Genomic DNA, 22,707 nt, shown 5'->3' on the forward strand with positions numbered 1-22,707 from the left:
GAATTAGCCCTTTACGCTTGATCCGATATTGGTGGAAATGAACTGGCGCTGGAAGAAGATGAACAGCGCGATGGCAGGTGCAGCGAGGACGCATGCCCCGGCAAGGATGGCGCCGAACGGGTTGGAAGCCGTGGCGGCGACGTTGGAAATGTAGTTGGCGAGGGACACCGCGAGCGGCTGGATGGACGAGTCCTTGGTGACCAGGAAGGGCCACAGGAATTCGTTCCACGGCCCGATGAACGTCAGCAGGATCGCTGTGACAATCGCAGGCCGGACCAGCGGGATGGCGATCTGCCACAGGATCCGCAGCTCCGAGGCGCCGTCGATCCGGGCAGCCTCAAACAGCGTGGACGGCAGCTGCATGAAGTACTGGCGGAAAACGAACACCGCGGTGGAGTTGATGGCGAACGGCAGGATCATGCCGATGTAGCTGTCCGCCAGACCGTAGTCCCGGACGATCATCACGTAGAGCGGGATGAGCAGCAGCTGGAACGGGATCATCTGCACCAGCAGCATCATGCCGAACACGAAGCCCTTACCGCGGAAGTGCATCTGTGCCAGGGCGTAGCCCACCAGGAGGCCGAAGACCACGGTGAACAAAATGACGCCGCCGGTGAAGATTCCCGAGTTGACCAGGCCTTTCAGCAGGTCAACGGAGGCGTTGATGTTGGCATAGTTCTCGCCGGTGAGGTTGGCCGGGTTGGGAAACGCGCCCGCCACCGAGGTGTCCGGGGACGTCTGCAGCGAGCCGATGAACATGTAGTAGAAGGGGAACAGGAACACGAAGGCGCCCACGGCAAGCAGCACGAAGCTGCCAATGCCGAGGTTCCTGCGCTTTTCCACTGTGGAACCTCCGTGGCCGGGAGGAAGGGCACCCGGCCGCCCGGCGTCGTCGTTCTTTCCGTTTTCATTGTTGGCGGCGGTGGCCGCATCGATGACAGACATGTCAGTCCTCCTTTCCGCCCACGAGGCGTTTCTGGATCAGGGCGATCAGCAGGACGCCGATCACCAGGACGACGCCCAGCGCCGCAGCCACGTCGGGGTTTCCCTGCAGGATGCCCTTCTGGTACATCAGGAACACCGGTGAGGTTGAGGCGCCGTCGGGGCCGCCTCCGCCGGTGAGGAGATAGGGCTCGGTGAAGAGGTTGGCGCCGGTGATGGTGGCGAGCAGCGTGACCAGCACGCTGGCCGAACGCACACCGGGAACTGTGATGTTCCAGAACTGGACCCATTTGTTGCCGCCGTCCACCGAGGCGGATTCGTACAGCTCATCCGGGATGTTCTGCAACGCTGCCAGGTACAGCAGGATGAAGAATCCCAGCTGTTTCCAGGTCACATACAGCGCTACCGTTGGCATGGCCAGCCAGGAGTTGGTCAGCCACGACGGGTCCGGGGCCAGCGGCCCCAGCAGCGCATTGACCAGCCCGTTCTGCTGGAACAGGAAAAGCCAGACGCCGACGACGGCGACACTCGCCGTGACGTACGGGACGTAGTAGCTGACCCGGAAGAACGTCCGCAGCTTCGTCACACGGTTGAGGGCGTTGGCCAGGACCAGGGACAGCCCCACGGTCAGCGGAACATTGATGACCAGGAACACGCCGATGTTGGCGAAGGAACGCTGGACGGCGGGATCGGACAGGACCGCAATGTAGTTGTCCAGGCCGACGAAGGGGCGGTCCACCTTGACCCGCGGCGCGGTGAAGAAGAAGTCGTGGAAGGAAATGTAGACGGCGTAGCCCAACGGATAGGCCAGGACGGCCAGGACGTAGATGACGTACGGAGCGCTGAACAGCAGCCCCAGCGGCTGGCGGCCCAGGAAGTTCTTGCGTTTCCTGGGCACCAGCCGCCGGTCCGCCGTTCGCCCGACCGGCGCTCCCGCTGCGGGCGGCCCCGCCGCGGGGCCGCCGTCAGAAGAGCGGAGTGACATTGGGGATCACCCGTTACTTCTGGGCTGCCAGTTGGTCGACCTTTTCCGCAGCGCCCTTGAACGCGGAGTCGATGCTTTCGTTGCCGAAGATCACGGACTTGGCGTAGGCGGTGCGGAAGGTCTGCCACACCTCAACCGAGTTGGGCACGTTGGGCACCTCGACGGTGCGCCCGGCCTGCTCGGCGAACTGGGTGTAGAGCGGGTTCTTGGTGAAGTAGTCGGCGTAGGCCGTAGTCAGGTCCTTGCGCATGGGCATCTGGCCGGTGTCGGCCAGCAGCTTGCCGTCCTGCTCCTGGCTGGTGGCGAACTTCATGACCTCCCAGGCCGTGCCCTGGTTCTCGCAGGCGGAGTACATGGCCACGTTCTTGGCATCGGCGAACGTGGAGGTCTCGGCCTTGGCCTCAGCAGCCGGGACCGGCACAGCACCCCAGTTCACCTTGTCCTTGTAGGCCGCGATGGCCCACGGCCCGGCCATTGCCATGGCCGCCTTGCCCTCGCCGAAGGCGTCACCCTGGAAGACCTCCTTGGAAGCCAGGTTCTCCTTGTAGAGCGTCTCGAACATGGTGGCGACCTGCTTGCCCTGCTCGCTGTTGAAGGTGGCCTTGCCGTCCTTCAGGAGCGGGGTGCCCTCGGAGTTGGCGGCGTAGAACGGGTAGAAGTCGAACCAGGACTGGAAGAAATCGCTTGCCGGGGACGGCCACACGGCGTTGGCCGCGGCACCGGACTTCACGAGCGTCCGGGCGGTGTCCAGGAACTCGGCATGTGAGCCCAGCTTGGGGTTCTCGGCGTCCAGGCCGGCCTTGGCGAAGATGTCCTTGTTGTAGAACAGGACCACCGGGTTGGACTTCCACGGCAGCTGGTACATCTTGCCATCCGCGGACTTGTACTGGTCCGCGAGGTCGCCGGTGCGGTCCTTGATGTACTGCGCGCCGTCCGGGAAGGAGTCAAGCGCTACAAGCCCGCCCTGCTTCTGGAACTGCGGGACGGCCACCGGGGCGGTGTTGAAAACCAGGCACGGGGCGTTGCCTGCCGTGATGGCCGCTCCGATGACTTCCTCGGAACTCTTGCCTGCCGGGATCTCCTGGGCGTCGATCTTCTCGTCCGGGTGCGCGGCGTTCCACGACTCCACCATGGCCTTGCCCCACTTCACCTCGAACTCATTGTTGGAGTACCAGATCTTGATGGGGCCCTTGGCGGCCGTGGCCGAATCGGAAGAGCTACCTCCCCCTCCCCCGCCGCAGGCTGCGAGGCCTGCGCTCATGATGGTCAGGGCGGCCACGGACAATACGCGCGTGGCTGTTGAAAAGCGCTTCATTGCGACTCCTATTTAGGGGAAACAGAGGGGTTGGGGGCAGGGCTAAGTTCAGTGGGGGCGTTGGGGTGGCCCGGCCGGCGGGCTTGGGCCGGGCTAGCCCGCGGGCACCGGGCCGGTGGAGGCCCGGACCAGAAGACTCGGGGCCTTAAGGACGGTGTCTTCGCCGTCGTGGGCGTTGCTGAGCTGGTTGAGGAGCACTTGGGCGGCCACCCGGCCCCAGAGCATTGGCTCCGTGGCCACGGTGGTGAGGGGCGGATTGAGGTATTGCGTGAAGTCGGCATTGTCATAGCCGGTGACGGAAAGATCGCCGGGGACGCTGAGCCCCTGGGTTTGGGCGTACGACTGGCCGGCCGTCGCCATCAAATCATTGGCGTAGACGATCGCCGTCGGCCTGTCGGCCCGCCGAAGCAGATCAGCGGTGGCAGCCATCCCGCCGGCTGCGGTGAAGTCAGCCTCTGCGAACAGGTCGGCGCGGAGCCCCGCAGCGGCCAGCGCATCCTCCCACGCCTGGCGTCGGCTCCGGCCGTGGATGTACTCCTGGCCGCCGCCCACATGCGCAATGCGGGTATGGCCCAGCCCCACCAGATGCTCCACGGCCGCCGTGATTCCGGCGCAGTCGTCCATCGACACGGCAGGAAATGGCGAATCGGCGTCGGGCCGGTTCAGGGTGACGGCCGGGAGCTTGAGTTCCTGCAGCAGCGGGATGCGGGAGTCGTCGTGGCGGACGTCGGTGAGGAGGAAACCGTCAACGCGCCCGTTCTCGGCCAACTTGCGGTAGCAGCGCTCCTCCGCCCCGGCGCCGGTGGCAACGCTGAGCACCAGCGTGTAGTCGTGTTCGGCGAGGGCCGTTTCAATGCCGGCGATGAATGCCGGAAAGAAGGGGTCCGTTCCGAGCAGGGAAGGGTCCCTGGCTACCACCAGGCCCAGCGCATAGGCCTTGGCGGAGGAGAGTCCCTTGGCCCGCAGGCTGGGCTTCCAACCGAGCTCCTTGGCGACCTTGAGGATCCGCTCGCGGGTCCCCTCGCTCACTCCCGGCTGGCCGTTGAGGGCATAGGAGACAGCACCCTTGCTGACGCCTGCCGCGTGGGCGACGTCGCTGATGGTGACTGCCATGGAGCCTGCCTTCGTTCGATCCGGCGGCCCAGTGATACAACTCACTGAACCGGTTCAGTGGTTACTACTAAACCGGTTCAGTGCGGAGTTGTCAAGGGACTGACCCGATGAGGAGGAGGCTGACCCGGGCCAGCCCTGCGGCCTGCCCGCCAGCGGCTTGACGGCGGGGCGACGGCGGGGCGACTGTCAGGCGGTGCAGGCTATTGGCCCCACCGAGCGGTGCCGGCCGCGGAATTCCGCGGCCGGCCGCCGTCGTACGTTCCAAAAGTTTGCCGGGCGTGACGCCGTCCTCCGGACAGAATGCCCGACGGCGGGACTAGTCCACTCGCGTGCGGATGGCGCCGCTCCCAGGTTGAGACTTTGCCACCCCATCAACAGCTGGCAGGTCACTACCAGGACCGCCGTCAGCGGATTGCGGTGCTTCGACAGCGGAAGCAGCAGGCTCCATCCCTGCGTCCCTGACACGGGCGGGAAGGTGCGAGTGGCGGTATTCGTCGGGACCGATCACACCCGCTGCACGGTCCTGGGATTCCAGCACCCGAGCGTAAGGCAACGCCAGCCAGAGCGCCAGCACGATGCCAATGACACCGCCCGCGAGCTTCCCGATAATGAGGGCGAAGACCATGTTCGGCTGGAAATTGGCACTGAACGCCAGATGGTCGCCGAAGGTAAATGCAGCGCACACTGCGAAGGCGATCGTCAGCACTTTGTCCCGGGGCGGCATCAGCGTGATGATGCGGAACAGAGCCAAAATGTTGGCGGCGCCGGCGAGCAGGCCAGTGGCCCCTTCTTCGCTGAAGCCGAGCTTCCCGCCGGCCCTTTCCAGCGGCTTGGCGAGCCATGTGCGGATGGCGTAGACCATGGGGAAGGCTCCGGCGAGCATCACGCCGATGTAGCCGGCTACCTCCAGGGCGCGGAACTGGTCATCGGCGTCGGCAATGAACGGCGCGAGCGGCCAGGGCCCGAAGACGTCGAACACGTTGGTGAAGTACTGCACTACGGACAGGGCCAGGGCCAGCTTGATCAGGATATCCAGGAACCGGCCAAAGTAGATGAACCCTGTGACCATGATCCGGGAAGCAAACCGCAGCCCGAGCGCCAGCAGGACAACGAAGACCGTCAGCGGCAGCAGGTTGAGCAGGATCTCGCCCAATGGCAGGTCAAAGGGCGTCGTCGAGGCCGAACTGGTGGAGACGTCTTCGCGCAGCGGAGTGTGGGCGGTCTGGAGCAGCAACGTGATGATGAAGACGGCAAACGGGATGGCCAGCAGGCCCGCCATCACACCGAGGGCCATGTACTTGTGGTCACGCTTTTGCAGCATCGCCAGACCCACGGGGATGGAGAAAATGATCGTGGAGCCGGCGGTGAAACTGACCGCGAAGGCCATGATCCAGGCGCTATGGCTGCCGGCGGTCTCGTGGGCAAGATGGTAGCCGCCCATGTCGCCGGCGATCAGCGTGGTTGCCGCCAATGAGGGGTCGGCGTGCAGCAGCGAGTACAGCGGTGCCACGTAGCGTGCAACCAGGTCGCTGAGGATCGGGATGAAGCACATAATGCCCGCGACGGGCAGGAAGATGGGCCCGATCGAATAGATCCCCTCTTTAAACTCCTTCCCGAAGCCCTTTTCGTCGTTAAAGATGGCACTGACCGCCCCGACGAGCAGGAACGCCATCATGATGTAGATGATTACTTGGCCGATGATTTCCATGGTTGGTCCGGTTCCGATTCGTTGATCAGGCCAGTAGGGCGCGGGTGTGGTCGTTGAGGAAGACGCCGTGGGGATCGAATTCCCGGCGCACGGCCACGAACTCCTCATATCCCGGGTACAGCGCGGCGACCCGTTCGCGGGTCAGGAAGTGGATCTTGCCCCAGTGAGCGCGGGCATCGAAATCCTGGAGCATCTCGTCCACATCGCGCAGGTAGGGCCAGTAGTTGGTGCCGGGGGCACCGGAGACGGAGAGCACGGTGGTGTTCCTGCCCTGGAAGGGGGAAAGGTAGCCGTCTTCCGCTTTCACCCACCGCACTTCGATGGGGTACTTCTGGTCCGCGTGGCGGGTACGGATCAGGTCCTGCAGGGCCTCCACGGCCTCACGGCCGCGTTCCATGGGCACATAGTATTCGAGTTCGTGGAACGGGATCATGAAGCCGCCGGCGTAGATGCGGTATGCCCTGTCCCGCCTGGCCCCTTCAGCACTGGAAAGATCGGTGCTTTCATCGAGTTCCACGGCGTTGTAGCGCTTGGTGTAGCTGCGGTTGATCATAGATTCTCCCGCGGGGGTGGGCAGTTCATACAGCCCGGCCGATTCCTCGCCCTGGCACCAGAGGAAGGAATAGTGGCGGTTGCTGGAAATATCAGTATCCCAACTCGCCACCGTTTCGCTCCATGTGGGGTACGTGATCTGCTCGGCCAGGTGGTAGCGCGGAGAGACAGCCAGTTCCACCTCCAGGAGGATTCCAAGCGTACCCAGGGCCACTTGCGCGGCCTTCAGCTCGCGCAGGTCGCTTTCGCCGATCTCCACAATCTCGCCGTGGCCGTTGATCAGCCGCGCCCAGCGCAGGGCGGAGGAGAAACTGCCCAGTTCGACGCCGGAGCCATGGGTTCCGGTGGACAGGGCCCCGGCGATGGCCTGCTTGTCGATGTCTCCCTGGTTGGTCAGGGAGAGTCCGGCGTTCCAGAGCGGCTCCCCGAAGTCGCTGATGGCAGTGCCGGCCCTGGCCCGGGCCCGCAGCCGCTCGGTGTCAGTTCCGGTGATCCCCGATATCCCGGCGAGGTCCAGCAGGATTCCGCCGGTCTGCACCAGCGGGGTGAAGGAATGCCCGGCACCAACGGCGCGTACGGGCAGGCCGGCCTTGATGGCATAGCGGACCACCTCGAGCACTTCCTCGTCGGTGCGGGGGCGGACGGTATATGCGGGGGTGGCTGACTGGTTGCCGCCCCAGTTGCTCCATTGGCGGTGGATTTCGTGCGGCACAGCGGGGAACTCGGTGGTCAGGGTCTTTGCGGGCATGGTGTGTCCTTGGTTTGTCAACGAAAGTTGCGGGGTGCAAAGTGCACAGGAGGGCGCGGGATCCTGTCCTAGGCGCCGTGGTTCGTCATGACGTGCTTGGTGCGGCTGAAATCGTCCAGTGCGTAGAGCGAGAGATCACGGCCGTAGCCCGAACCCTTGAAGCCGCCCCAAGGCACCTCGTTGGCGAGTACCAGGTGCGAGTTGACCCAGACAGTGCCAAAATCCAGCTTCCGGGGAATCGCAGTGCTGCGTTTGGCGTCGCTCGTCCACACGGAGGCGGCCAGGCCGTACTCGGTCTCGTTGGCCCGGCGTACGGCCTCTTCGTCCGTCGCAAACGTCTCCACCGTGACCACGGGCCCGAATATCTCGTTGCGAGTGGCCTCGGAGCCCTCGCGGGCACCGGTCAACACGGTGGGAGCGATGAAGTACCCGGGGCCCGGCAGCGGCCCGCCGCCCACCGCCGCCTGCAGGCCTTCGGCGGCCGCGCGGTCCAGGAAACCCTTCACTCGTTCGAAGTGGGCTTCGGACACCATCGGCCCGATCTCGACGTCGGCTCCGGCGCCAGGCTCGCCGACCACCAGTGTGCCGATCTCACGAACCAGTTGTTCAATCAGGGCCTCGGCAACGCTTTCGTGCACCAGCACCCGGCAGGCCGCGCCGCATTCCTGGCCGGAGTTCCAGAAGCCGGCGGTCCGGACGCCTCGGGCAACGTCGGCGAGGTCTGCATCGGCGAACACCAGGACCGGGGCTTTGCCGCCAAGCTCCAGATGTACGCGCTTCCGCGAGGGCGCGGCCGCGGCGGCGACTGCGGAGCCGCTGCCGACGCTGCCGGTGAGCGCTACGAGTGCGATGTCGGGGTGAGCGGATATCCGCGACCCCACGGGATCCCCGTATCCGGTGACGATGTTGACGACGCCGGCGGGAATGATGTCCGCGATGAGTTCGGCCAACTTCAGCGTGGTCAACGGCGTCTGCTCCGAGGGCTTGAGCACCACCGTGTTGCCGGCGGCAAGAATAGGAGCCAGCTTCCAGGCCGCCATCAGCAACGGATAATTCCACGGCGTGATGACGCCGACGACGCCGAGCGGCTCGCGCAGAATGACGGAGGTATGTCCTGCGGCGTAGTCACCCGCTGCAAGGGAGCTCATGGTCCTGCAGGCACCTGCCATGAAACGGAAGGTGTCCACGGCGCTGCTGACATCATCCTCAGCCACTGCCGGGGGCTTTCCGGTGTTGAGGGATTCCAGCCGCATGAGGTCATCGGAATTTGCAGCCAGGCGGTCCGCAATGAGATGCAACACCTCGGAGCGTTCGCGCGGCGTCATGGCGCCCCACGCCGGCTGCGCGGCGCGGGCGGCGGCCACGGCGCTGTCCACGTCGTCAGTGGTCCCGGCAGCAACGGTGGTGATGGGTTCCCCAGTGGAGGGGTTCACGACGTCGATGCTGCCGCCGCCGGGGGTAAAGGTGCCGTTAATGAAGTGGCCGGCAGGAGCCAGCGCATCATCGCGGTGGCCTGACCCGGCGGCGCGGCGGACGTCAGGGAGGATATGGGAAATTATCTGTGTCATCGCGGACTCCGGATTTCTCGGGTGCGTTGTTGCGACCGGCTTGGAAGTGTGCGCCGCATCACATCGGGGAAGATAATTCCATTGAACTTTAGTTTTAAAGGTTTGACAAGGGGTGTGTAGGAACTTTTCTGTCGCTGGGCCGGTCAGCCGTTCTTCAGGATCCCCACAAGCCAAGGGATTCGGCCCGGCTCAGCGGACGGGACCGATACGTAATCATCGAACAGGGCCGCGAAGGCCGAAGGGGAGGTGGCGCTCAGGAGCGTCCCGGTGGAGTGCCGGGCGGTATTGGACGTGACCACGCGCCCGCCATCGTTCACCATGACCACAGCGCGGTCCCTGGTAGCCACGGATTTCAGGAAAATCGACGCTAGTACCGGCAGGAAAAGGTCCGCTCCCAGCGCGCTTGGGCTCCCGTGGGCCGTCTGGACGGGAACGGCCAGAGTCACGATGTTGAGGTCCGTGCCGCCGCTGTCGATGTAAGGTCCCGTGGCCAGTGAGCGCCCGCTCATGGTTGGCAGCTGAAACCAACTCATGGCGGAATACTCGTAGTAGCGGATGGAATTTGGATTGAAAACGTGGGCAGCAAATTCGGGTTCACCGCCCTGCCCCAGGCGCCACCATTCCAGCCACGATGCAGCGTCGTGAAGGACATCGCGGCCGAAAGCTATGCCGGCGCCGTCCACTAATCCGTCGTGGCGAGCCATGATGGCCTGGAGTTGCGGACGTAGCGGCTCGAAATCAGCCTTCGCCGGGCGACCGCCCGGCGAAGCGTCGGCGATGAGCAGGATATCCGGGAGCAAATTATTCAGGTCAGCAAAGACGGCGTCCAGACGCGCACCGATGAGTTCCGCCGTCGCGCGGATGATCCGGGAGAGCTGTTCCGGGCTCATGCTTCCTCCGGGGTAGTGGTGGTTGCCAGTTCGAGGAAGTAGTCCAGCAGCGCTTCGGATTCGCGCTCGAAATGCGCAGCTGAGAGGCGGTCGGCGGCCTCCTCGTCGCGTCGTTCGATGGCGTCGAGTATGGCGTCGTGCTCTTCGCCGGCCGTTTCGATGGATGCTGTTGAGGCCCCGGCGATCCACATCAGCGCCGCCAGCTCGCTGTGGACCTGGATAGTGGCGTTGGTCAGCCGGCGCGACTGGGCCGCCACGCCGAGGCTGATGTGGAAACGGCTATCGGTCCGCCGCAGCTCCTCCGCTGTCGAGGCGCGGGCGAAACGGCTTGCCAGTTCGCGGGAGCGCCGCAAATCCTGCTCGTCCGCCCGCAGCGCCGCCCGCCGGCCCACGCCCGCCGCTACCGTGGCGGCGAGATCGCCCAGATCACGCAGATCCTCCGGGCTCCGGCGCTTGAATTCGGACAGCAGCTGCTCCGGAGTTGTCAGCGCCTTCCCGCTTATGAAGCTGCCGCCACCGCGCCCGCGACGGGTTTCGACCAGGCCTTTCAGCCGCATCTCGGCGAGGGACTGGCGCAACGTAATGGAGGATACGCCAAGCTGTTCAGCGAGGATGTTTTCCGGCGGCAGCTTATCGCCTTCGTTGAGCAGGCCCACCGCAATAGCGCTTTCGAGCTGCCGCGAAATCCGGTCCGACAAGCCGGTGCCCGCGGCATCGACCCCGCGCAGCTGGGCGATCATGTCAATGGTCCCGACGTGGACCGCCGTGTCGACGTCCGGGCTGTGTGCACTCACGCGGCAACACTAGCACCGCCCCCGGTTTGCGCCGGCCGGGCGGCAGCCGGGCGGCGTCAGGCGGGCGGCGTCAGGCGCGGACCAGCCCCGCAGCCATGGCGAGCAGTTCCACGGACCGCAGGCGGGCCTCGGTTCCGTTGCTTTGGTGGGCCACGATCAGTTCGTCCGCGTCAGCATGGGCCGTGAACTCATCCAGGTAGTCCATCACCACATCCGGCGTACCGATCGCCGAGTACTTCATCATCTGGGCCACGTGCTGCCCCTGTGGCGAGTCCAGGATCATGTCCGCTTCATCGTCCGTGAACACCCTGCCGTTGCCGAAGAACAGGGACACCCGGGCGCGCTTGGTGGCCTGGAACATTTCCTGGGCCTCGGAGGCGGAATCTGCCGCTATCACGTTGACTCCGGCGATCACGTGCGGCGCGTCCAGCTGGGCCGAAGGCTTGAATTCCCGGCGGTAGATGGTCACGGCATCCTGCAGGGCGTTGGGCGCGAAGTGGGACGCAAAGGCGTAGGGAAGGCCAAGCTGCGCTGCCAGCCGGGCCCCGAAAAGTGAGGACCCCAGGATGTACAGCGGCACGTTGGTGCCCTTGCCAGGCGTCGCCTCAACGCCCTGGATGCGGGTAGGGCCGGTCAGGTAGCCCTGTAGTTCCAGGACGTCCTGCGGGAAGCTGTCCGCGGACATCGGCTCCCGGCGGAGGGCACGCATGGTGTTCTGGTCGCTGCCGGGCGCCCGGCCCAGGCCCAGGTCGATGCGGCCCGGATGCAGGGTCTCCAGCGTGCCGAACTGCTCGGCGATGGTCAGCGGGGAGTGGTTCGGCAACATGACGCCGCCGGCACCCAGCCTGATACTGCTGGTGTTGGCGGCGATGTGGGCGATCAGCACGCTCGTGGCCGAGGACGCGATGGAAGACATGTTGTGGTGCTCCGCGTACCAGACCCGCCGGTAACCCAGCTCTTCCGCCCGCTGCGCCATTGCCACGCTCCCGGCGAAGCTTTCGGCCGCCGTCTGGCCCTTAGCGATGGTGGCCAGGTCAAGGATGGAAAGCGGAACAGTCACGGAGGAGCCGGCCTTTCGTAGCGGTGCATAGCGGGCGGCCCGCTCCGGTGGCGGAACAGGCACACTGGCGACAACGACGGCGGCGCCCGGGTTATTTCTGGAGGGTCACCGTGGCGCCGGACACGCGGGAGCGGGGCCACCGTTTCCGGCCGCCCCGCTCCGTTTTAGCTCGCTTGTGCTATTTTGCGTCTACCGCGCCTACTTCACCTTGAAGTTGGCGGCGATGACGGAACCGTCGTCGGCCAGCGTCGAGAGCTGGAAGCAGGCCCCGGGCAGGTTTGGTGTCTTCCAGTTGTAGATGAACTGGCCGCCCGTCGAGTCGTACCGCAGCGACGTGTTCCCGGTGGCCGTGATCTCGATGTTGTCCTGGACCGCCAGCGGACTGCACGCGATCTGCCGGATCTTCATCTCCACGAAGCTCGTGTCCGTCAGTTCCGTTGCACCGGCGAACAGTTCGAACTTGGCAGGAACCGTGCTGCCCGCCTTGACCGTGTTGACGACATTCGCCCCCATATCAATGGGCTGGTAGAACCCCTTTGTTTCCCAGTGCTTGACCGTGTACGTGTGCGTCGTGGTGGACGTGCGGCCCGCAACATCCGTGGCCGTGGCCGTCAGCGTGTGGGTGCCTGCAAGCGAAGAATATCCGCTCACTACGCAGCCGGCCGGGCCGGAGCCCGAATCAGAGGCCGTGCACGTGGGCTCGGCGCCAACGAAGCCGAAGTACGCGTCCGCAGGAACGGAATCGAACGCTGCAACCGGGTCGGTCAGGTCCACGTTGAAAGCATCGCTGGACACTTCGCCGGCGGGGATGGTGTTGTCCGCCCTGTCAGTGAAGGCCGGGCTGGTCAGGACCAGGCCTGTGCCTTCGCTGCTGGATACCGAGGTCCCTGTAGGCGACTCAAGGCCGGACAGCTCATCCGTACCGGTGAACGTCGCGGTGACCGGGCCGGTGAACCAGCCGTTTGAGCCCTCGAGCCCGCTCAACCCGGTGAAGGAAACGAGGGGCACCGTGACGTCGATATCGAAGTTAGCCGACGCCGTACCGGCCTCTGCCGTGTTGCCGGCAACGTCCTCAAAAGCAGGGCTGTCAACGACCACACCAAATCCCTCGCCGACGGACGCTGCGGTCTGCGTCGCCAGGGCCGGTCCGGAGACGGCGTCGGTCGCGGTGAACGTCGCCGTGACCGGAGCGTTGTACCAGCCGTTGGCATTGGGCGCCCGGTCGGCTTGCGTGTAGGCCACGGACGGGGCTGTCCCATCGATGCTGAAGCGCTGGATGACCGCACCAAGAACGGACGAGTTGCCGGCGGTGTCGCTGAACACCGGACTCCTGACCTCAATCGATTCGCCCTCCGCGCCGTCGGCTGTTGTTGCGGTTGCCGTTTGCGACGCCGGACCGGACGTTGCGTCGGTTGCTGTGAAGGTTACAGTGACGGGTCCCCTGTACCAGCCGTTGTTGCCGGCCAGGCCTTCCGCTCCCGTGTAACTGACTTCGGGGTCGGTGGCATCAAGTCCAAGCGGCACGGTATCCACGGAAGCCGTCCCGCCCGCGCTGGTTGCAGAGCACGGATAGGCAATCTTTACCTGGTCCGCAGTAATGGACCGATCCTCGCAGCCGGTGAGCGTCAGGGAACCTGGCGACTCTGCATCGGTGACCGTCCAGCTGAGGTTCAGCGGAACAGTGAACCATTCGCTGAGGCCGTTGGGGGTCCCCGGGGTCAGGGTGTAGCTGATCTGCGGCCCACTGGGGTCAGCAATGTTGTAGGTCGCGGAGCCGCTGGCGGTGAGGCCGCCGCCGTCCGTGTAGCTGCAGTTCGCTGTCCGCTCGCCGATGCCGTCCGACGAGTATGGACCGGTGATGTCGCTCAGTGTTGCGGCGAACGATTTGAGGCCGTCTTCAGCGTCCACGACGTCGCAGGTGGCGGCAGGGACCGAGCCCTTGTCGTAGGAGGCACCCGTGCTAACTCCGACCACCGTGAGTGTTGGCGCCGTGTTGGCAGGGGCGGGAGCTACCACGTTGACGGTGAATGTCGCCGGCGCAAGGTTGAAGGTTCCGCCGGTCGTGTTGGCGGTCTGGCGGGCGGTGACCGTCGCGGTGCCGCCAGCCACCGGCGTGACGGTCAGCACTTTGGTTTCGCCGCAGCTTCCGAACGTCACGGATGCTGGGCTGACGGTTGCTACTGCAGCGTCACTCGATGCGAGACTCAGGGTGAGTACGGTGCTTCCGGTCAGGTTGCAGCCGCTCTTGCCGTCTAAGCCAGTGATCCGAAGTGCCAGCGTGGTAGTCCCCGCAGCCCCGCCCACATTCAACGGCATGTTCTCGGCCACTGCGTCAATTATCCCGTCAAGATCGTTGTAAATAATGTCCGCCTGCGCCACACCGGCCGCGGCAAGAAGCATCCCGCCCGCCGTCAAAGCGGCCAGCACTTTCCGGCCTGCACCGCCCGCGGACCACGCGGGCCCCCCGGCCGTTCCTTGCCCGCTTTCCGGTCCCCGCCCGGGGCCCCTTCTCCCTGATTTGTTCACTGCAGCGCCTCCCATCGCAACAATGCGGCCGTCCTTGGCCGCAAATGTAGTCCCGATGCTAGGGCGGCGTGCTCAGAAAAACACCAGTAGATTCCACTCGACTTTCGGTGGTTTTATACCTGTTTTTTATCCGTAGTACTCACTTTTGCACTCTGGTTAACTCTGGCAATAAATAGTGCACAGCTGTCACACCGCTTACGCGCCGCCTACTTGCAGGCGACGTTGTAGTCGAGGCCGCCGGAGACATACTGCGCCAGGGCCACCCTGCTGCCCGGCGTCAGGCCCGGAAGGGAGCAGTTCGACTTGGCGCCCCTCACGGTTCGGGCGCCGGCGAGCCAGCTGGGAAGCCCCGCCAGGTTGCTGGTTGAGGGAACGGTTCCGGCAATCTTGCCCCACTGGTAGCCGGTGGAGTAGATCCCGACGTCGGCGCCAATGCTTTCGAAGTAGGCGGTCATGCCTTCCAGGTCGGCCCGGTTGGCTGCCGTGTCCGGCTGCCAGCTGTTTTCCGTCTCCACATCCAGCCACCAGAAGTAGGTGTCCGCGTCATCCACTCCGCGCAGCACGGCGTCGTCATACGCCTTCGCATAGCCGTATATGTAGGCGCACGCTGCATCGTTCTTACCCTGGCAGTCCCCGTAAGGGTTGTCCACGGATGCCCCCATGTAGACGTTGGAGGAGGGCCACCAGGAACCGGCCAGCCCCGGGTTGGCGGTATTCACGTACAGGGCAACGCGCGGCTGGCTGGTTGCCTGCGGATACCTGATGGTGGCTTCGGCCCAGTCCAGCTGTTCCTGGAGGCAGGGATTCGTGGTGTTCGCGAGCCCGTTGTTGACGCCCACAATCGCGAAGGCAAGCCCTTCGGGAAGGGTCTGCCCGCATTGCGGCCAGGAGACGTCGATGCCCGGGGAATCAGACGGACGCGGAGGCGCTGCGGTCGCCGGGCCGCCGCCCATCAGTGCCAGGGTAAGCGTGGTGGCAACGGACAGAACCATCTTCAACAGTGACGAGGCCATGCCAGAGTCTACTGCGGAGACCTGCCGGCGAGGAATACTCAGCGTACTTACCGTGTTGCCGCCCCTATGAGCCGGTCCGGACGGGCCGGCAGGACAGGAGCTACATCATGGCAAACATTCTGATGGTCGTATCCGGCGCCGATTCCCTCACCATGCGGGACGGCACCCAGCACCCTACTGGCTACTGGGCGGAAGAGCTGGTGGTATCGCACCAGACATTGCGCGACGCCGGACACACGGTGCACATCGCAACCCCCGGCGGCGCCAAGCCCACCGTGGATGAGGTGAGCCTCGCCCCGGAGTCGGCCGGCGGCCAGGACCGCGCGGACAGCTTCCGTAACTATCTGGCCAGCATTGATGCCGAGCTTTCCGCGCCGCTGGTGCTCGCCGACGTCGACCCGTCCGCTTACGACGCCGTGGTGATGCCGGGCGGCCACGGCCCCATGGCGGACCTGTACCAGGACGCCGATCTGGGCCGTATCCTGGCCGCGGCGGACGGGGCCGGTAAGGTCATCGCCCCGTTCTGTCATGGCCCGGCGGGCCTCCTCAGCGCCGTTGACGACGACGGGAAGTTCACTTTCGCGGGACGCCGCCTCACCGTGTTCACGAATGAGGAGGAACTCAACGGCGGCACCGGACCCAATACCCCGTGGTTCGTCGAGGATGTGCTGAAGGAAAAGGGTGCCATCGTGGAGAACGGCGCCGCATGGGGCTCCAACGTGGTCCGTGACGGCAACCTGGTCACCGGGCAGAACCCGCAGTCCAGCGAGGACGTGGCAAAGGAAGTCATCAAGGCCCTCGGAGAGTAGGACGGCTTCCCCCTGTCTCGCCGGGTTGCACCGGGCTTTGACTATTGGGGCTTGCAGGGTGCTCCGACCCCGGCGCGGCGGCGGCTTCCGGGTCCGCCCCGGCAACGTCGTCCACGGGCGTCAAGCAGTTCAACCTCTCACCGGAGCAGGACCGCGTAGCGGCTGCCGTGGACCCGGCAGTCGCGGCGCTGGTGCCGGAAGCCATCAAGAAGGACGGCAAGCTGACAGTCGCCGTCAGCCCGTTCGCGGCACCGCTGGCTGTCTACGCCACGGACAATAAGACGCCGGTGGGCAACGAGGTGGATATCGCCGTCGCGCTGGCCCAGACGCTGGGACTGGAAGCTGACATCGTTCCCACCGCGTGGGCCGACTGGCCCCTCGGCGTGGAGTCCGGGAAGTATGAGGCCGTGCTGTCCAATGTCACGGTGACTGAGGAGCGGAAGCTCAAGTTCGACTTCGCCAGCTACCGGGACGACAAGCTGGGATTCTATGCGAAGGGCGGACCTGACGTTCGGGCCGAATGCGACGGCGGCCTTCAAGGCGGCTTCCGACGCCAAGACCAAACTGGTCGGTCTGGTGGACGGCGGCTGGCCGCTGAAGGCAAGCATCGCGGCCACCACTAAGAAGGGCAACGGCTTTGCCGCCGCAGCCCAGGCGGGCCTGAACCACCTGATCGAAGACGGCAGCTACGCCAGGATCCTGGACCGCTGGGGCCTCCCCGCGGAGGCCGTCCAGAAGTCGGAGCTGAACCCCGCGGGACTGACCAAGAAGTAGCCCGGGCTTTCCACGGGGAATGTGCCGGGCAGCCGGCGGCTGCCCTGCACTTTCGTCGTGGCAAACGTCTGCGCCGCGGCGTACGCTCAGGACATGACCCCGCAAGAGCTCGCCAACCTTGCGCACCTGCGCCGGGCGCGGGACCTGATCGACAGGGACTTCGCCCGCGCCCTGGACGTGCCCACCATGGCGCGGAAAGCACTGATGTCACCGGCCCATTTCTCGCGGCAGTTCCGGGCCGCGTACGGCGAAACCCCTTACAGCTACCTGATGACCCGCCGGGTTGAGCGGGCCATGGCGTTGCTCCGTGGCGGCATGACCGTCACCGATGCCTGTATGGCGGTGGGCTGTACTTCGCTGGGATCCTTTAGTTCCAGGTTCACGGAGCTCGTGGGGGAAACGCCCAGCGCCTACCGGGCCCGCGAACACAGCGCGGTGGAGGCCATGCCCGCGTGCGTGGCGAAGATCCGCACACGGCCTGCCCGGCACAGCACGGGCACTGCGGCCGGCGCCCAAGTGAGCAGGATTCGAGAAGCGGCCCTGACGCCCGCGGAATAGCTTTGTTGCATGAACATTTCACTCCAGTACTGCAACATCACTGTCGATGACACCGAGAAAGCCCTCGCCTTCTACCGCGACGCCCTCGGCCTCGAACTGCGCAACGACGTGGCTTCCGGAGGATTCCACTGGATCACGCTCGGCAGCGCGGACCAGCCCGGCCTGGAAATCGTGCTCTCGGAACCGCACGCCGGCCGGTCCCCGGAGGACGGGGACACGATGCAGGAGCTCCTGACCAAGGGAGTCCTGCCGATGCTTGTCTTCCGCACCGACGACCTCGACGCAACCTTCGAAAAGGTGCGCGCTTCCGGCGCCGAGGTCCTGCAGGAGCCCATCGACCAGCCCTGGGGTCCGCGCGACTGCGCCTTCCGCGACCCGGCCGGCAACATGGTGCGGATCAACCAGGCGCCGAAGGACTGACTAGAGATACTGCTGCCAGACAGTCAGCTGCAGCCTGATGGTGTCCGCAGCTGACTCCCGGTCAGCATCTCCCGCGTCCGTGCCGGACACGCCCTCGCCCATCGGCTCAGACCCTCGCTTCCGAGGGCGCAGCCCTGACGGCGGCCTCAGCCCCGGGATGCTCCGGTGCCGCCAGCCCCAGGTTTTCCCGCAGCGTGCTGCCCGCGTATTCGGTGGGGTAGACATCGCGTTCCTGGAGCTCGGGCACCAGGTGGTTGACGATGTCGTCCAGGCCGGTCGGGATCAGCCACGGCGAGATGTTGAAGCCGTCCACTGCGCCGGTTCGGGCGTACTCCACCAGCCGGTCAGCCACTTCGGCATAGGAGCCTGTAAAGGTCGCATCCACGCGGCTGGTCTTGGCGGAGACGAACTGGCGTATGGACAGTCCCTTCTCCTGGGCTTCGGCCCGCCACTGGTCGGCCAGCTGCCGGGCCTTGGCCCCGTGGAAGCCGCTGCCGCGGGTCTCGGAGGTCTCCTCCACCACCGGATCAATCTCCGGCAGCGGGCCGTCCGGATCGTAGCTTCCCAGCTCGCGCCCCCAGAACTGTTCCAGGTAGGCGATGGCCTGCTGCGGGCCGATCTGGAGGCTACGGACCCAGGCCTCCTTTTCCAGGGCTTCCTCCGGCGTTGCGGCAAGGATGAATTCGCTGGCAGGCATGATCTTGACGTTGCGAATCCGTGGCCGGCGGGGCGTTCCGGCGTCACGGTCCGGGGACGGCAGAGTTCAAACGCATCTGGACGCACTCCGCCCACCGCCGCCGCGGCCTGGCCCGGTTCGTGCCGGCCGAACTCGAGGCGCTGGCCGCCCGCCGCGGCTACAGCCGGTTGTACCTGACCACCGGCCCGCGGCAGCCCCAGGCCAAGCACCTCTACCTGAACTCGGGATACGAGCCGCTGTTCGATCTGGCGGCCGATCCGGAAACCATCAAGTTCCTGGCATTCAGCAAAGATCTGGAGCCCCGCGGCTAAGCTATCGGCATGGCCATCAAATCCACCGCAGATAAAGTCGCCACCATCCAGAAGGGCTACACCCTGGAAGGCGCCACCATCGAGCTGGGAGCCGCGATCGTCGACGGCGAAGTCCACAAGGACGCGCCCGTCCGGCTGCCGCTTTCCATGATGAACCGGCACGGGCTGGTGGCCGGCGCAACGGGCACCGGCAAGACCGTGACGCTCCACATGATGGCGGAGCAGCTGTCCACGGCCGGAGTTCCGGTGTTCCTCGCGGACATCAAGGGAGACCTCTCCGGGCTGGCCACCGCGGCCGCGGGCAGCGAGAAGCTGAAGGCGCGCACTGACGGCATCGGCCAGGCCTGGTCAGGCAAGACCTTTCCCGTGGAGTTCCTGGCGCTCGGCGGGGACGGCAACGGCATCCCCGTCCGTGCCACCATCACCTCCTTCGGCCCGATTCTTCTCTCGCGCATTCTGGAGCTGAACGACACGCAGGAATCCAGCCTGCAGCTCATCTTCCACTTTGCGGACAAGAACAACCTGGAACTGATCGACCTCAAGGACCTCCGGGCAGTCATCCAGTTCCTCAGCTCGGACGAGGGCAAGGACGAGCTCGAGGCGCTGGGCGGCCTCTCCAAGGCGACGGCCGGCGTCATCCTCCGCGAACTGGTGACGCTGGAGGCCCAGGGCATGGAGGCCTTTTTCGGCGAGCCCGAATTCGACACCGCCGAACTGCTGCGCACAGCCCCTGACGGCCGCGGCGTCGTCACCTGCCTGGAGCTGCCCACGCTGCAGACCAAGCCCATGGTGTTCTCCACCTTCCTGATGTGGCTGCTCGCGGACCTCTTCGAGGACCTGCCCGAAGCCGGGGACCTCGACAAACCGAAGCTGGTCTTCTTCCTCGACGAAGCCCACCTGCTGTTCAACGATGCGTCCAAGGCCTTCCTCGAAGCGATCACCACCACTGTCCGGCTCATCCGGTCCAAGGGCGTGGGCATCTTCTTCGTCACCCAGACGCCGAAGGACGTGCCGGCCGATGTCCTGGGGCAGCTGGCCAACCGCATCCAGCACGCCCTCCGCGCGTTCACACCGGAAGACGCCAAGGCCCTGAAGGCCACCGTCTCCACCTTCCCCATGAGCGACTACGACCTCGAAGAAACCCTCACCTCGGCAGGGATTGGCGAAGCCGTCATCACGGTGATGAATGAGAAAGGCGCGCCCACCCCGGTGGCCCTGACCCGGCTGCGGGCCCCGGAATCGGTCATGGGCCCCAGCACCGAGGAACTCGTCAAGAGCACCGTTGCCGGCTCCGCACTGCTCGTCAAGTACGGCACTGCGGTGGACAACGTCTCCGCCTACGAGAAGATCTCGGGGAAAGCTGCCGCGCCCACCGGAGCGGCAGCCCCCGGCCAGCCTCCCACGCCGGCCGCGGAGGTTTTTGTTCCCGGCAGCCCTCTTCCCGGCAGCCCCGTTCCGGGAGCCGTGGACCGTGACGCGGTCGACGCCGATGCCCGCCGCATCGAGGAAGAGATCCTGGGGCGCCCCAGCAGCAGGCCTGCTCCGGAACCGGAACAGCCCCGCAACGGAAGGCGCCAGGCTCCCCCTTCACGGCAGGAATCAGGCGGAGGCATGGTGGACGACCTGGCCGGAGCCCTGGGCGGTGCCCTCGGCGGCGGCCTCAAGAGCATGGCGCGGTCCCTCGGTACGCAACTGGGCCGCGAGCTGCTGCGGGGCGTGTTCGGCACCTCCTCCAGGCGCCGCCGCTAGCGGTTCGGCGGGATTCACGGCGGGGTGGCCCGGGGGCCGGCAACCCGCCGTCGGACTGTCCGAGAACGGCTCACAAGCGTCATGCGGGGCATCCGCTACACCTGCTTTCGCGCGCCTTGCAGGTAACGTAAGGTGCGTGCAGATGAGTCAAGCGTTGGTGAGGATCGCGGCCGGGTGGCTGCTGGGCCTTATGCTTGCCATCGCCGGAGCCATCGTGGCAGTGAACCTGGTGAACGCCTCCGTGGCCAGTCCCGAGCAGCCCGTCCGTGAATACCTGGACGCCTTGCAGAAGGGCGAAGGCGAAAAAGCGCTCGGTCTCCTGCGCGCCTCCGTGCCGGACAGCGACGCCGCCATGCTGGATGGAACGGCGCTGCAAACCGCCGCCTCCCGGGTGACGAACGTGAAATTCGGCGAGACCCAGGAGCGGGCCGGAAACCAGGTCGTGGTGCCCATGGAGTACTCCATCGACGGCAGCCGGCTCAGCACGGAGTTCCTGCTGGAGCGGACCGGGACCGAGTGGCTCTTCTTCAACAAGTGGGCCTTCGTGCCCGCCGCGCTGCCCGTCCTGGAAGTCACAGTGGTCAACTCCAACCAGGCCACCCTCAACGGCATCCCTGTGAACATGCCCAACGGCCGCAATTCCTTTGCGGTCTTCTATCCCGGCGAGTATGAGGCCAGCCTTAACGGCGAATTCTTCTCGGCCCCGGCCAGCCGCGCCACCGTGTCCGGCCGCGACGTGCCGACTGCCCCGCTGAGCCTCCTAACGGAAGCCACCCCGGCGCTGAAGGACGCGGTGGGCGCCAAGGTCAAGGAATTCCTGGACACCTGCGCCGCAGGGGCCGTGAAGGAGCAAAAGCTTCAGCCGGACTGCCCGTTCTACCACGCCACCTTCAACCGGGTGACGCTGGGGACCATCGACTGGAGCATCAGCGAGTACCCCAAGGTGTCCATTGAGCCGTTCGGCGGCCGCTGGGTGGTGGCCCCGCTGGACGGAAAGGCCCGGCTGAAGGCGCAGCAAACCGACCTGTTCACTGGCGCCGTGACCAATCTGGATGTGGAACACGACTTCAGCTTCACCACCCGCCTGGACGTTGACGGCGACACCATCAGGGTCACCCCGCTCCTCAGCTACTAGGCGCCGTCGTGGTCCCGCGGCCACCTGTCACGCGGCGCGCAGCACGCAGCGCGCGTCACGCAGCGCAGACTTTCACACTGAGGCGGAGCATATCTGCCCGGAATCCCGCGGCACTTCATGCCTTAGCGGCTCAAAAGCATGCGTGCAGTGACGGCAGTTCAGGGCTCCCCACGACGGTGCCCGGCAAGCACCGCGAGAACTTCGGCCAGCATTTGGCCAGGGTTGTGGACAACGTCGGCGTAGTAGTAGCGAAGCACTGTGTAGCCCTGCACAACAGACCGGTTGTTCCGGCGCTGGTCCTTCTTCACCTGGGTCCATTCGCCGTGCTGGCGCCCATCCAACTCGATCACGAGCCAGCCATCCAGCAACAGGTCCACGTAACCGACGCCGTCGATATATACCTGAACCTCGACCTGGATCCCGGCCTGCCGAAAGCACGTCCGTGCCAGGGTTTCCAGCATCGAGTCCGCTCCGCGGTCCACCCACTGCAGGACCTCGCGGGCACGGCCGTTCCTTCGCCCGGGCAGCCGGTGCCGGAGAAACTCCAGGGTCATGTCTCCCCGTCCCACGGCGCATTCCACCATGACCAGCGACTCCCGCAGCGGCAAACACCTTAGGGCGTGGATCAGGACGTCGCCGAGAGACGCTACGGGTCTGGTGGGGTGAGGTGGCAGCAGCAGCCCGCCGTGCGGCACGTCGCCGTCGAACGCATCGCCCCGTGGGTGATACACATGGGCCGGGGCTGACGGGCCCAGCGTCCACAGCCCATACAAGGGCGCGGCACTGACACAGGTGAGGAGTTGGCGGCGCAGGAGCAGGCCCACAGTGTCCGGATTGGCCGTCTGGAGCGCATAGAGCCCGCGGGCAGGCTGTCGTACGCCGGCCCGTACAGCCCGACGCAACGCAGCATCGTCAACGCCGAGCCGGGCAAGAACGGGCCGCCGCGCCGCTCCCCCGCACGCAGCAAGCGCTGACTTCACCTCCATGCCGCCATATTGCACGCGGCGGGAGCCCCCAGGCAGCTGCGGACAAGGCTATGT

Annotated in this window: 18 protein-coding genes and 3 pseudogenes; 7 read left to right on the top strand and 14 right to left on the bottom strand. The window is 65.7% G+C overall.

Annotated features, from left to right (window positions below):
* Positions 1–3 precede the first annotated feature (3 nt).
* The 12 genes from Q8Z05_RS06540 to Q8Z05_RS06595 form a co-directional block, all read right to left on the bottom strand.
* Entirely contained in the window at positions 4–945 is a 942-nt protein-coding gene (locus Q8Z05_RS06540; RefSeq protein WP_305942676.1) for a carbohydrate ABC transporter permease, read from the bottom strand.
* Position 946: 1 nt separating this feature from the next.
* Positions 947–1,927, bottom strand: a complete 981-nt coding sequence (locus tag Q8Z05_RS06545; RefSeq protein ID WP_305942677.1) for a carbohydrate ABC transporter permease — start codon at positions 1,925–1,927, stop codon at positions 947–949.
* 13 nt (positions 1,928–1,940) lie between these two features.
* Entirely contained in the window at positions 1,941–3,242 is a 1,302-nt protein-coding gene (locus tag Q8Z05_RS06550; RefSeq protein ID WP_305942678.1) for an ABC transporter substrate-binding protein, read from the bottom strand.
* A gap of 93 nt (positions 3,243–3,335) precedes the next feature.
* A complete protein-coding gene (locus Q8Z05_RS06555) occupies positions 3,336–4,355 on the bottom strand; it encodes a LacI family DNA-binding transcriptional regulator (RefSeq protein ID WP_305942679.1) in 1,020 nt (339 codons plus the stop codon).
* 316 nt (positions 4,356–4,671) lie between these two features.
* Positions 4,672–6,063 (bottom strand): ethanolamine utilization protein EutH, encoded by a 1,392-nt coding sequence (locus Q8Z05_RS06560; protein WP_305942680.1) that lies wholly within the window; start codon positions 6,061–6,063, stop codon positions 4,672–4,674.
* Between the two features lie 25 nt (positions 6,064–6,088).
* The gene (locus Q8Z05_RS06565) at positions 6,089–7,363 is read right to left on the bottom strand and encodes a D-arabinono-1,4-lactone oxidase (protein ID WP_305942681.1); all 1,275 of its coding nucleotides are present in this window, start codon (positions 7,361–7,363) and stop codon (positions 6,089–6,091) included.
* A 68-nt stretch (positions 7,364–7,431) separates the two neighbouring features.
* Entirely contained in the window at positions 7,432–8,931 is a 1,500-nt protein-coding gene (locus Q8Z05_RS06570) for an aminobutyraldehyde dehydrogenase (RefSeq protein WP_305942682.1), read from the bottom strand.
* A gap of 143 nt (positions 8,932–9,074) precedes the next feature.
* On the bottom strand, positions 9,075–9,821 hold the full coding sequence (locus Q8Z05_RS06575) for a PDC sensor domain-containing protein (protein WP_305942683.1): 747 nt from the start codon (positions 9,819–9,821) through the stop codon (positions 9,075–9,077).
* Positions 9,818–10,615 (bottom strand): FadR/GntR family transcriptional regulator, encoded by a 798-nt coding sequence (locus Q8Z05_RS06580; protein ID WP_305942684.1) that lies wholly within the window; start codon positions 10,613–10,615, stop codon positions 9,818–9,820. Before Q8Z05_RS06580 ends, Q8Z05_RS06575 begins: the two co-directional genes overlap by 4 nt.
* 70 nt (positions 10,616–10,685) lie before the next feature.
* On the bottom strand, positions 10,686–11,675 hold the full coding sequence (locus Q8Z05_RS06585; RefSeq protein WP_305942685.1) for an LLM class flavin-dependent oxidoreductase: 990 nt from the start codon (positions 11,673–11,675) through the stop codon (positions 10,686–10,688).
* Between the two features lie 198 nt (positions 11,676–11,873).
* The gene (locus tag Q8Z05_RS06590) at positions 11,874–14,075 is read right to left on the bottom strand and encodes a PxKF domain-containing protein (protein ID WP_305942686.1); all 2,202 of its coding nucleotides are present in this window, start codon (positions 14,073–14,075) and stop codon (positions 11,874–11,876) included.
* Between the two features lie 332 nt (positions 14,076–14,407).
* The gene (locus Q8Z05_RS06595; RefSeq protein WP_305942687.1) at positions 14,408–15,214 is read right to left on the bottom strand and encodes a hypothetical protein; all 807 of its coding nucleotides are present in this window, start codon (positions 15,212–15,214) and stop codon (positions 14,408–14,410) included.
* Between the two features lie 107 nt (positions 15,215–15,321).
* Here Q8Z05_RS06595 and Q8Z05_RS06600 point away from each other — a divergent pair, with 107 nt between their 5' ends.
* The 4 genes and pseudogenes from Q8Z05_RS06600 (at position 15,322) to Q8Z05_RS06615 (ending at position 17,775) form a co-directional block, all read left to right on the top strand.
* Positions 15,322–16,023, top strand: a complete 702-nt coding sequence (locus Q8Z05_RS06600; protein ID WP_305942688.1) for a type 1 glutamine amidotransferase domain-containing protein — start codon at positions 15,322–15,324, stop codon at positions 16,021–16,023.
* A gap of 44 nt (positions 16,024–16,067) precedes the next feature.
* Positions 16,068–16,797, top strand: a pseudogene (locus Q8Z05_RS06605) (transporter substrate-binding domain-containing protein).
* Between the two features lie 93 nt (positions 16,798–16,890).
* Positions 16,891–17,355, top strand: coding sequence for a helix-turn-helix transcriptional regulator (locus Q8Z05_RS06610; RefSeq protein ID WP_305942689.1), 465 nt, complete (start codon positions 16,891–16,893; stop codon positions 17,353–17,355).
* A gap of 9 nt (positions 17,356–17,364) precedes the next feature.
* Complete coding sequence (locus Q8Z05_RS06615) at positions 17,365–17,775, top strand: VOC family protein (RefSeq protein WP_305942690.1); 411 nt, start codon at positions 17,365–17,367, stop codon at positions 17,773–17,775.
* A gap of 106 nt (positions 17,776–17,881) precedes the next feature.
* Here Q8Z05_RS06615 and Q8Z05_RS06620 read toward each other — a convergent pair.
* Positions 17,882–18,484: pseudogene (locus Q8Z05_RS06620) on the bottom strand (F420-dependent methylene-tetrahydromethanopterin reductase); the annotation flags it as partial.
* A gap of 2 nt (positions 18,485–18,486) precedes the next feature.
* Between Q8Z05_RS06620 and Q8Z05_RS06625 the strand changes: the two are divergent.
* From Q8Z05_RS06625 to Q8Z05_RS06635, 3 genes and pseudogenes are all read left to right on the top strand, one after another.
* A pseudogene (locus tag Q8Z05_RS06625) lies at positions 18,487–18,783 on the top strand (GNAT family N-acetyltransferase); the annotation flags it as partial.
* A 9-nt stretch (positions 18,784–18,792) separates the two neighbouring features.
* Positions 18,793–20,532 (top strand): helicase HerA-like domain-containing protein, encoded by a 1,740-nt coding sequence (locus Q8Z05_RS06630; RefSeq protein ID WP_305942691.1) that lies wholly within the window; start codon positions 18,793–18,795, stop codon positions 20,530–20,532.
* 142 nt (positions 20,533–20,674) lie between these two features.
* Positions 20,675–21,667 (top strand): hypothetical protein, encoded by a 993-nt coding sequence (locus Q8Z05_RS06635; protein ID WP_305942692.1) that lies wholly within the window; start codon positions 20,675–20,677, stop codon positions 21,665–21,667.
* Positions 21,668–21,825: 158 nt separating this feature from the next.
* Here Q8Z05_RS06635 and Q8Z05_RS06640 read toward each other — a convergent pair whose 3' ends face one another.
* Positions 21,826–22,653, bottom strand: coding sequence for a DUF559 domain-containing protein (locus tag Q8Z05_RS06640; protein WP_305942693.1), 828 nt, complete (start codon positions 22,651–22,653; stop codon positions 21,826–21,828).
* Positions 22,654–22,707: the final 54 nt, after the last annotated feature.

Origin of the sequence: Arthrobacter oryzae, from assembly GCF_030718995.1 — a bacterium.
In the GTDB taxonomy this organism is placed as follows: Bacteria; Actinomycetota; Actinomycetes; order Actinomycetales; family Micrococcaceae; genus Arthrobacter; species Arthrobacter oryzae_C.

Excerpts from the sequence above, each read along its gene's own strand:
- Q8Z05_RS06540 (WP_305942676.1), bottom strand. The coding sequence starts at position 945 with ATGTCTGTCATCGATGCGGCCACCGCCGCCAACAATGAAAACGGAAAG.
- Q8Z05_RS06545 (WP_305942677.1), bottom strand. The coding sequence starts at position 1,927 with ATGTCACTCCGCTCTTCTGACGGCGGCCCCGCGGCGGGGCCGCCCGCA.
- Q8Z05_RS06550 (WP_305942678.1), bottom strand. The coding sequence starts at position 3,242 with ATGAAGCGCTTTTCAACAGCCACGCGCGTATTGTCCGTGGCCGCCCTG.
- Q8Z05_RS06555 (WP_305942679.1), bottom strand. The coding sequence starts at position 4,355 with ATGGCAGTCACCATCAGCGACGTCGCCCACGCGGCAGGCGTCAGCAAG.
- Q8Z05_RS06560 (WP_305942680.1), bottom strand. The coding sequence starts at position 6,063 with ATGGAAATCATCGGCCAAGTAATCATCTACATCATGATGGCGTTCCTG.
- Q8Z05_RS06565 (WP_305942681.1), bottom strand. The coding sequence starts at position 7,363 with ATGCCCGCAAAGACCCTGACCACCGAGTTCCCCGCTGTGCCGCACGAA.
- Q8Z05_RS06570 (WP_305942682.1), bottom strand. The coding sequence starts at position 8,931 with ATGACACAGATAATTTCCCATATCCTCCCTGACGTCCGCCGCGCCGCC.
- Q8Z05_RS06575 (WP_305942683.1), bottom strand. The coding sequence starts at position 9,821 with ATGAGCCCGGAACAGCTCTCCCGGATCATCCGCGCGACGGCGGAACTC.
- Q8Z05_RS06590 (WP_305942686.1), bottom strand. The coding sequence starts at position 14,075 with ATGCTTCTTGCCGCGGCCGGTGTGGCGCAGGCGGACATTATTTACAAC.
- Q8Z05_RS06595 (WP_305942687.1), bottom strand. The coding sequence starts at position 15,214 with ATGGCCTCGTCACTGTTGAAGATGGTTCTGTCCGTTGCCACCACGCTT.
- Q8Z05_RS06600 (WP_305942688.1), top strand. The coding sequence starts at position 15,322 with ATGGCAAACATTCTGATGGTCGTATCCGGCGCCGATTCCCTCACCATG.
- Q8Z05_RS06610 (WP_305942689.1), top strand. The coding sequence starts at position 16,891 with ATGACCCCGCAAGAGCTCGCCAACCTTGCGCACCTGCGCCGGGCGCGG.
- Q8Z05_RS06615 (WP_305942690.1), top strand. The coding sequence starts at position 17,365 with ATGAACATTTCACTCCAGTACTGCAACATCACTGTCGATGACACCGAG.
- Q8Z05_RS06630 (WP_305942691.1), top strand. The coding sequence starts at position 18,793 with ATGGCCATCAAATCCACCGCAGATAAAGTCGCCACCATCCAGAAGGGC.
- Q8Z05_RS06635 (WP_305942692.1), top strand. The coding sequence starts at position 20,675 with ATGAGTCAAGCGTTGGTGAGGATCGCGGCCGGGTGGCTGCTGGGCCTT.
- Q8Z05_RS06640 (WP_305942693.1), bottom strand. The coding sequence starts at position 22,653 with ATGGAGGTGAAGTCAGCGCTTGCTGCGTGCGGGGGAGCGGCGCGGCGG.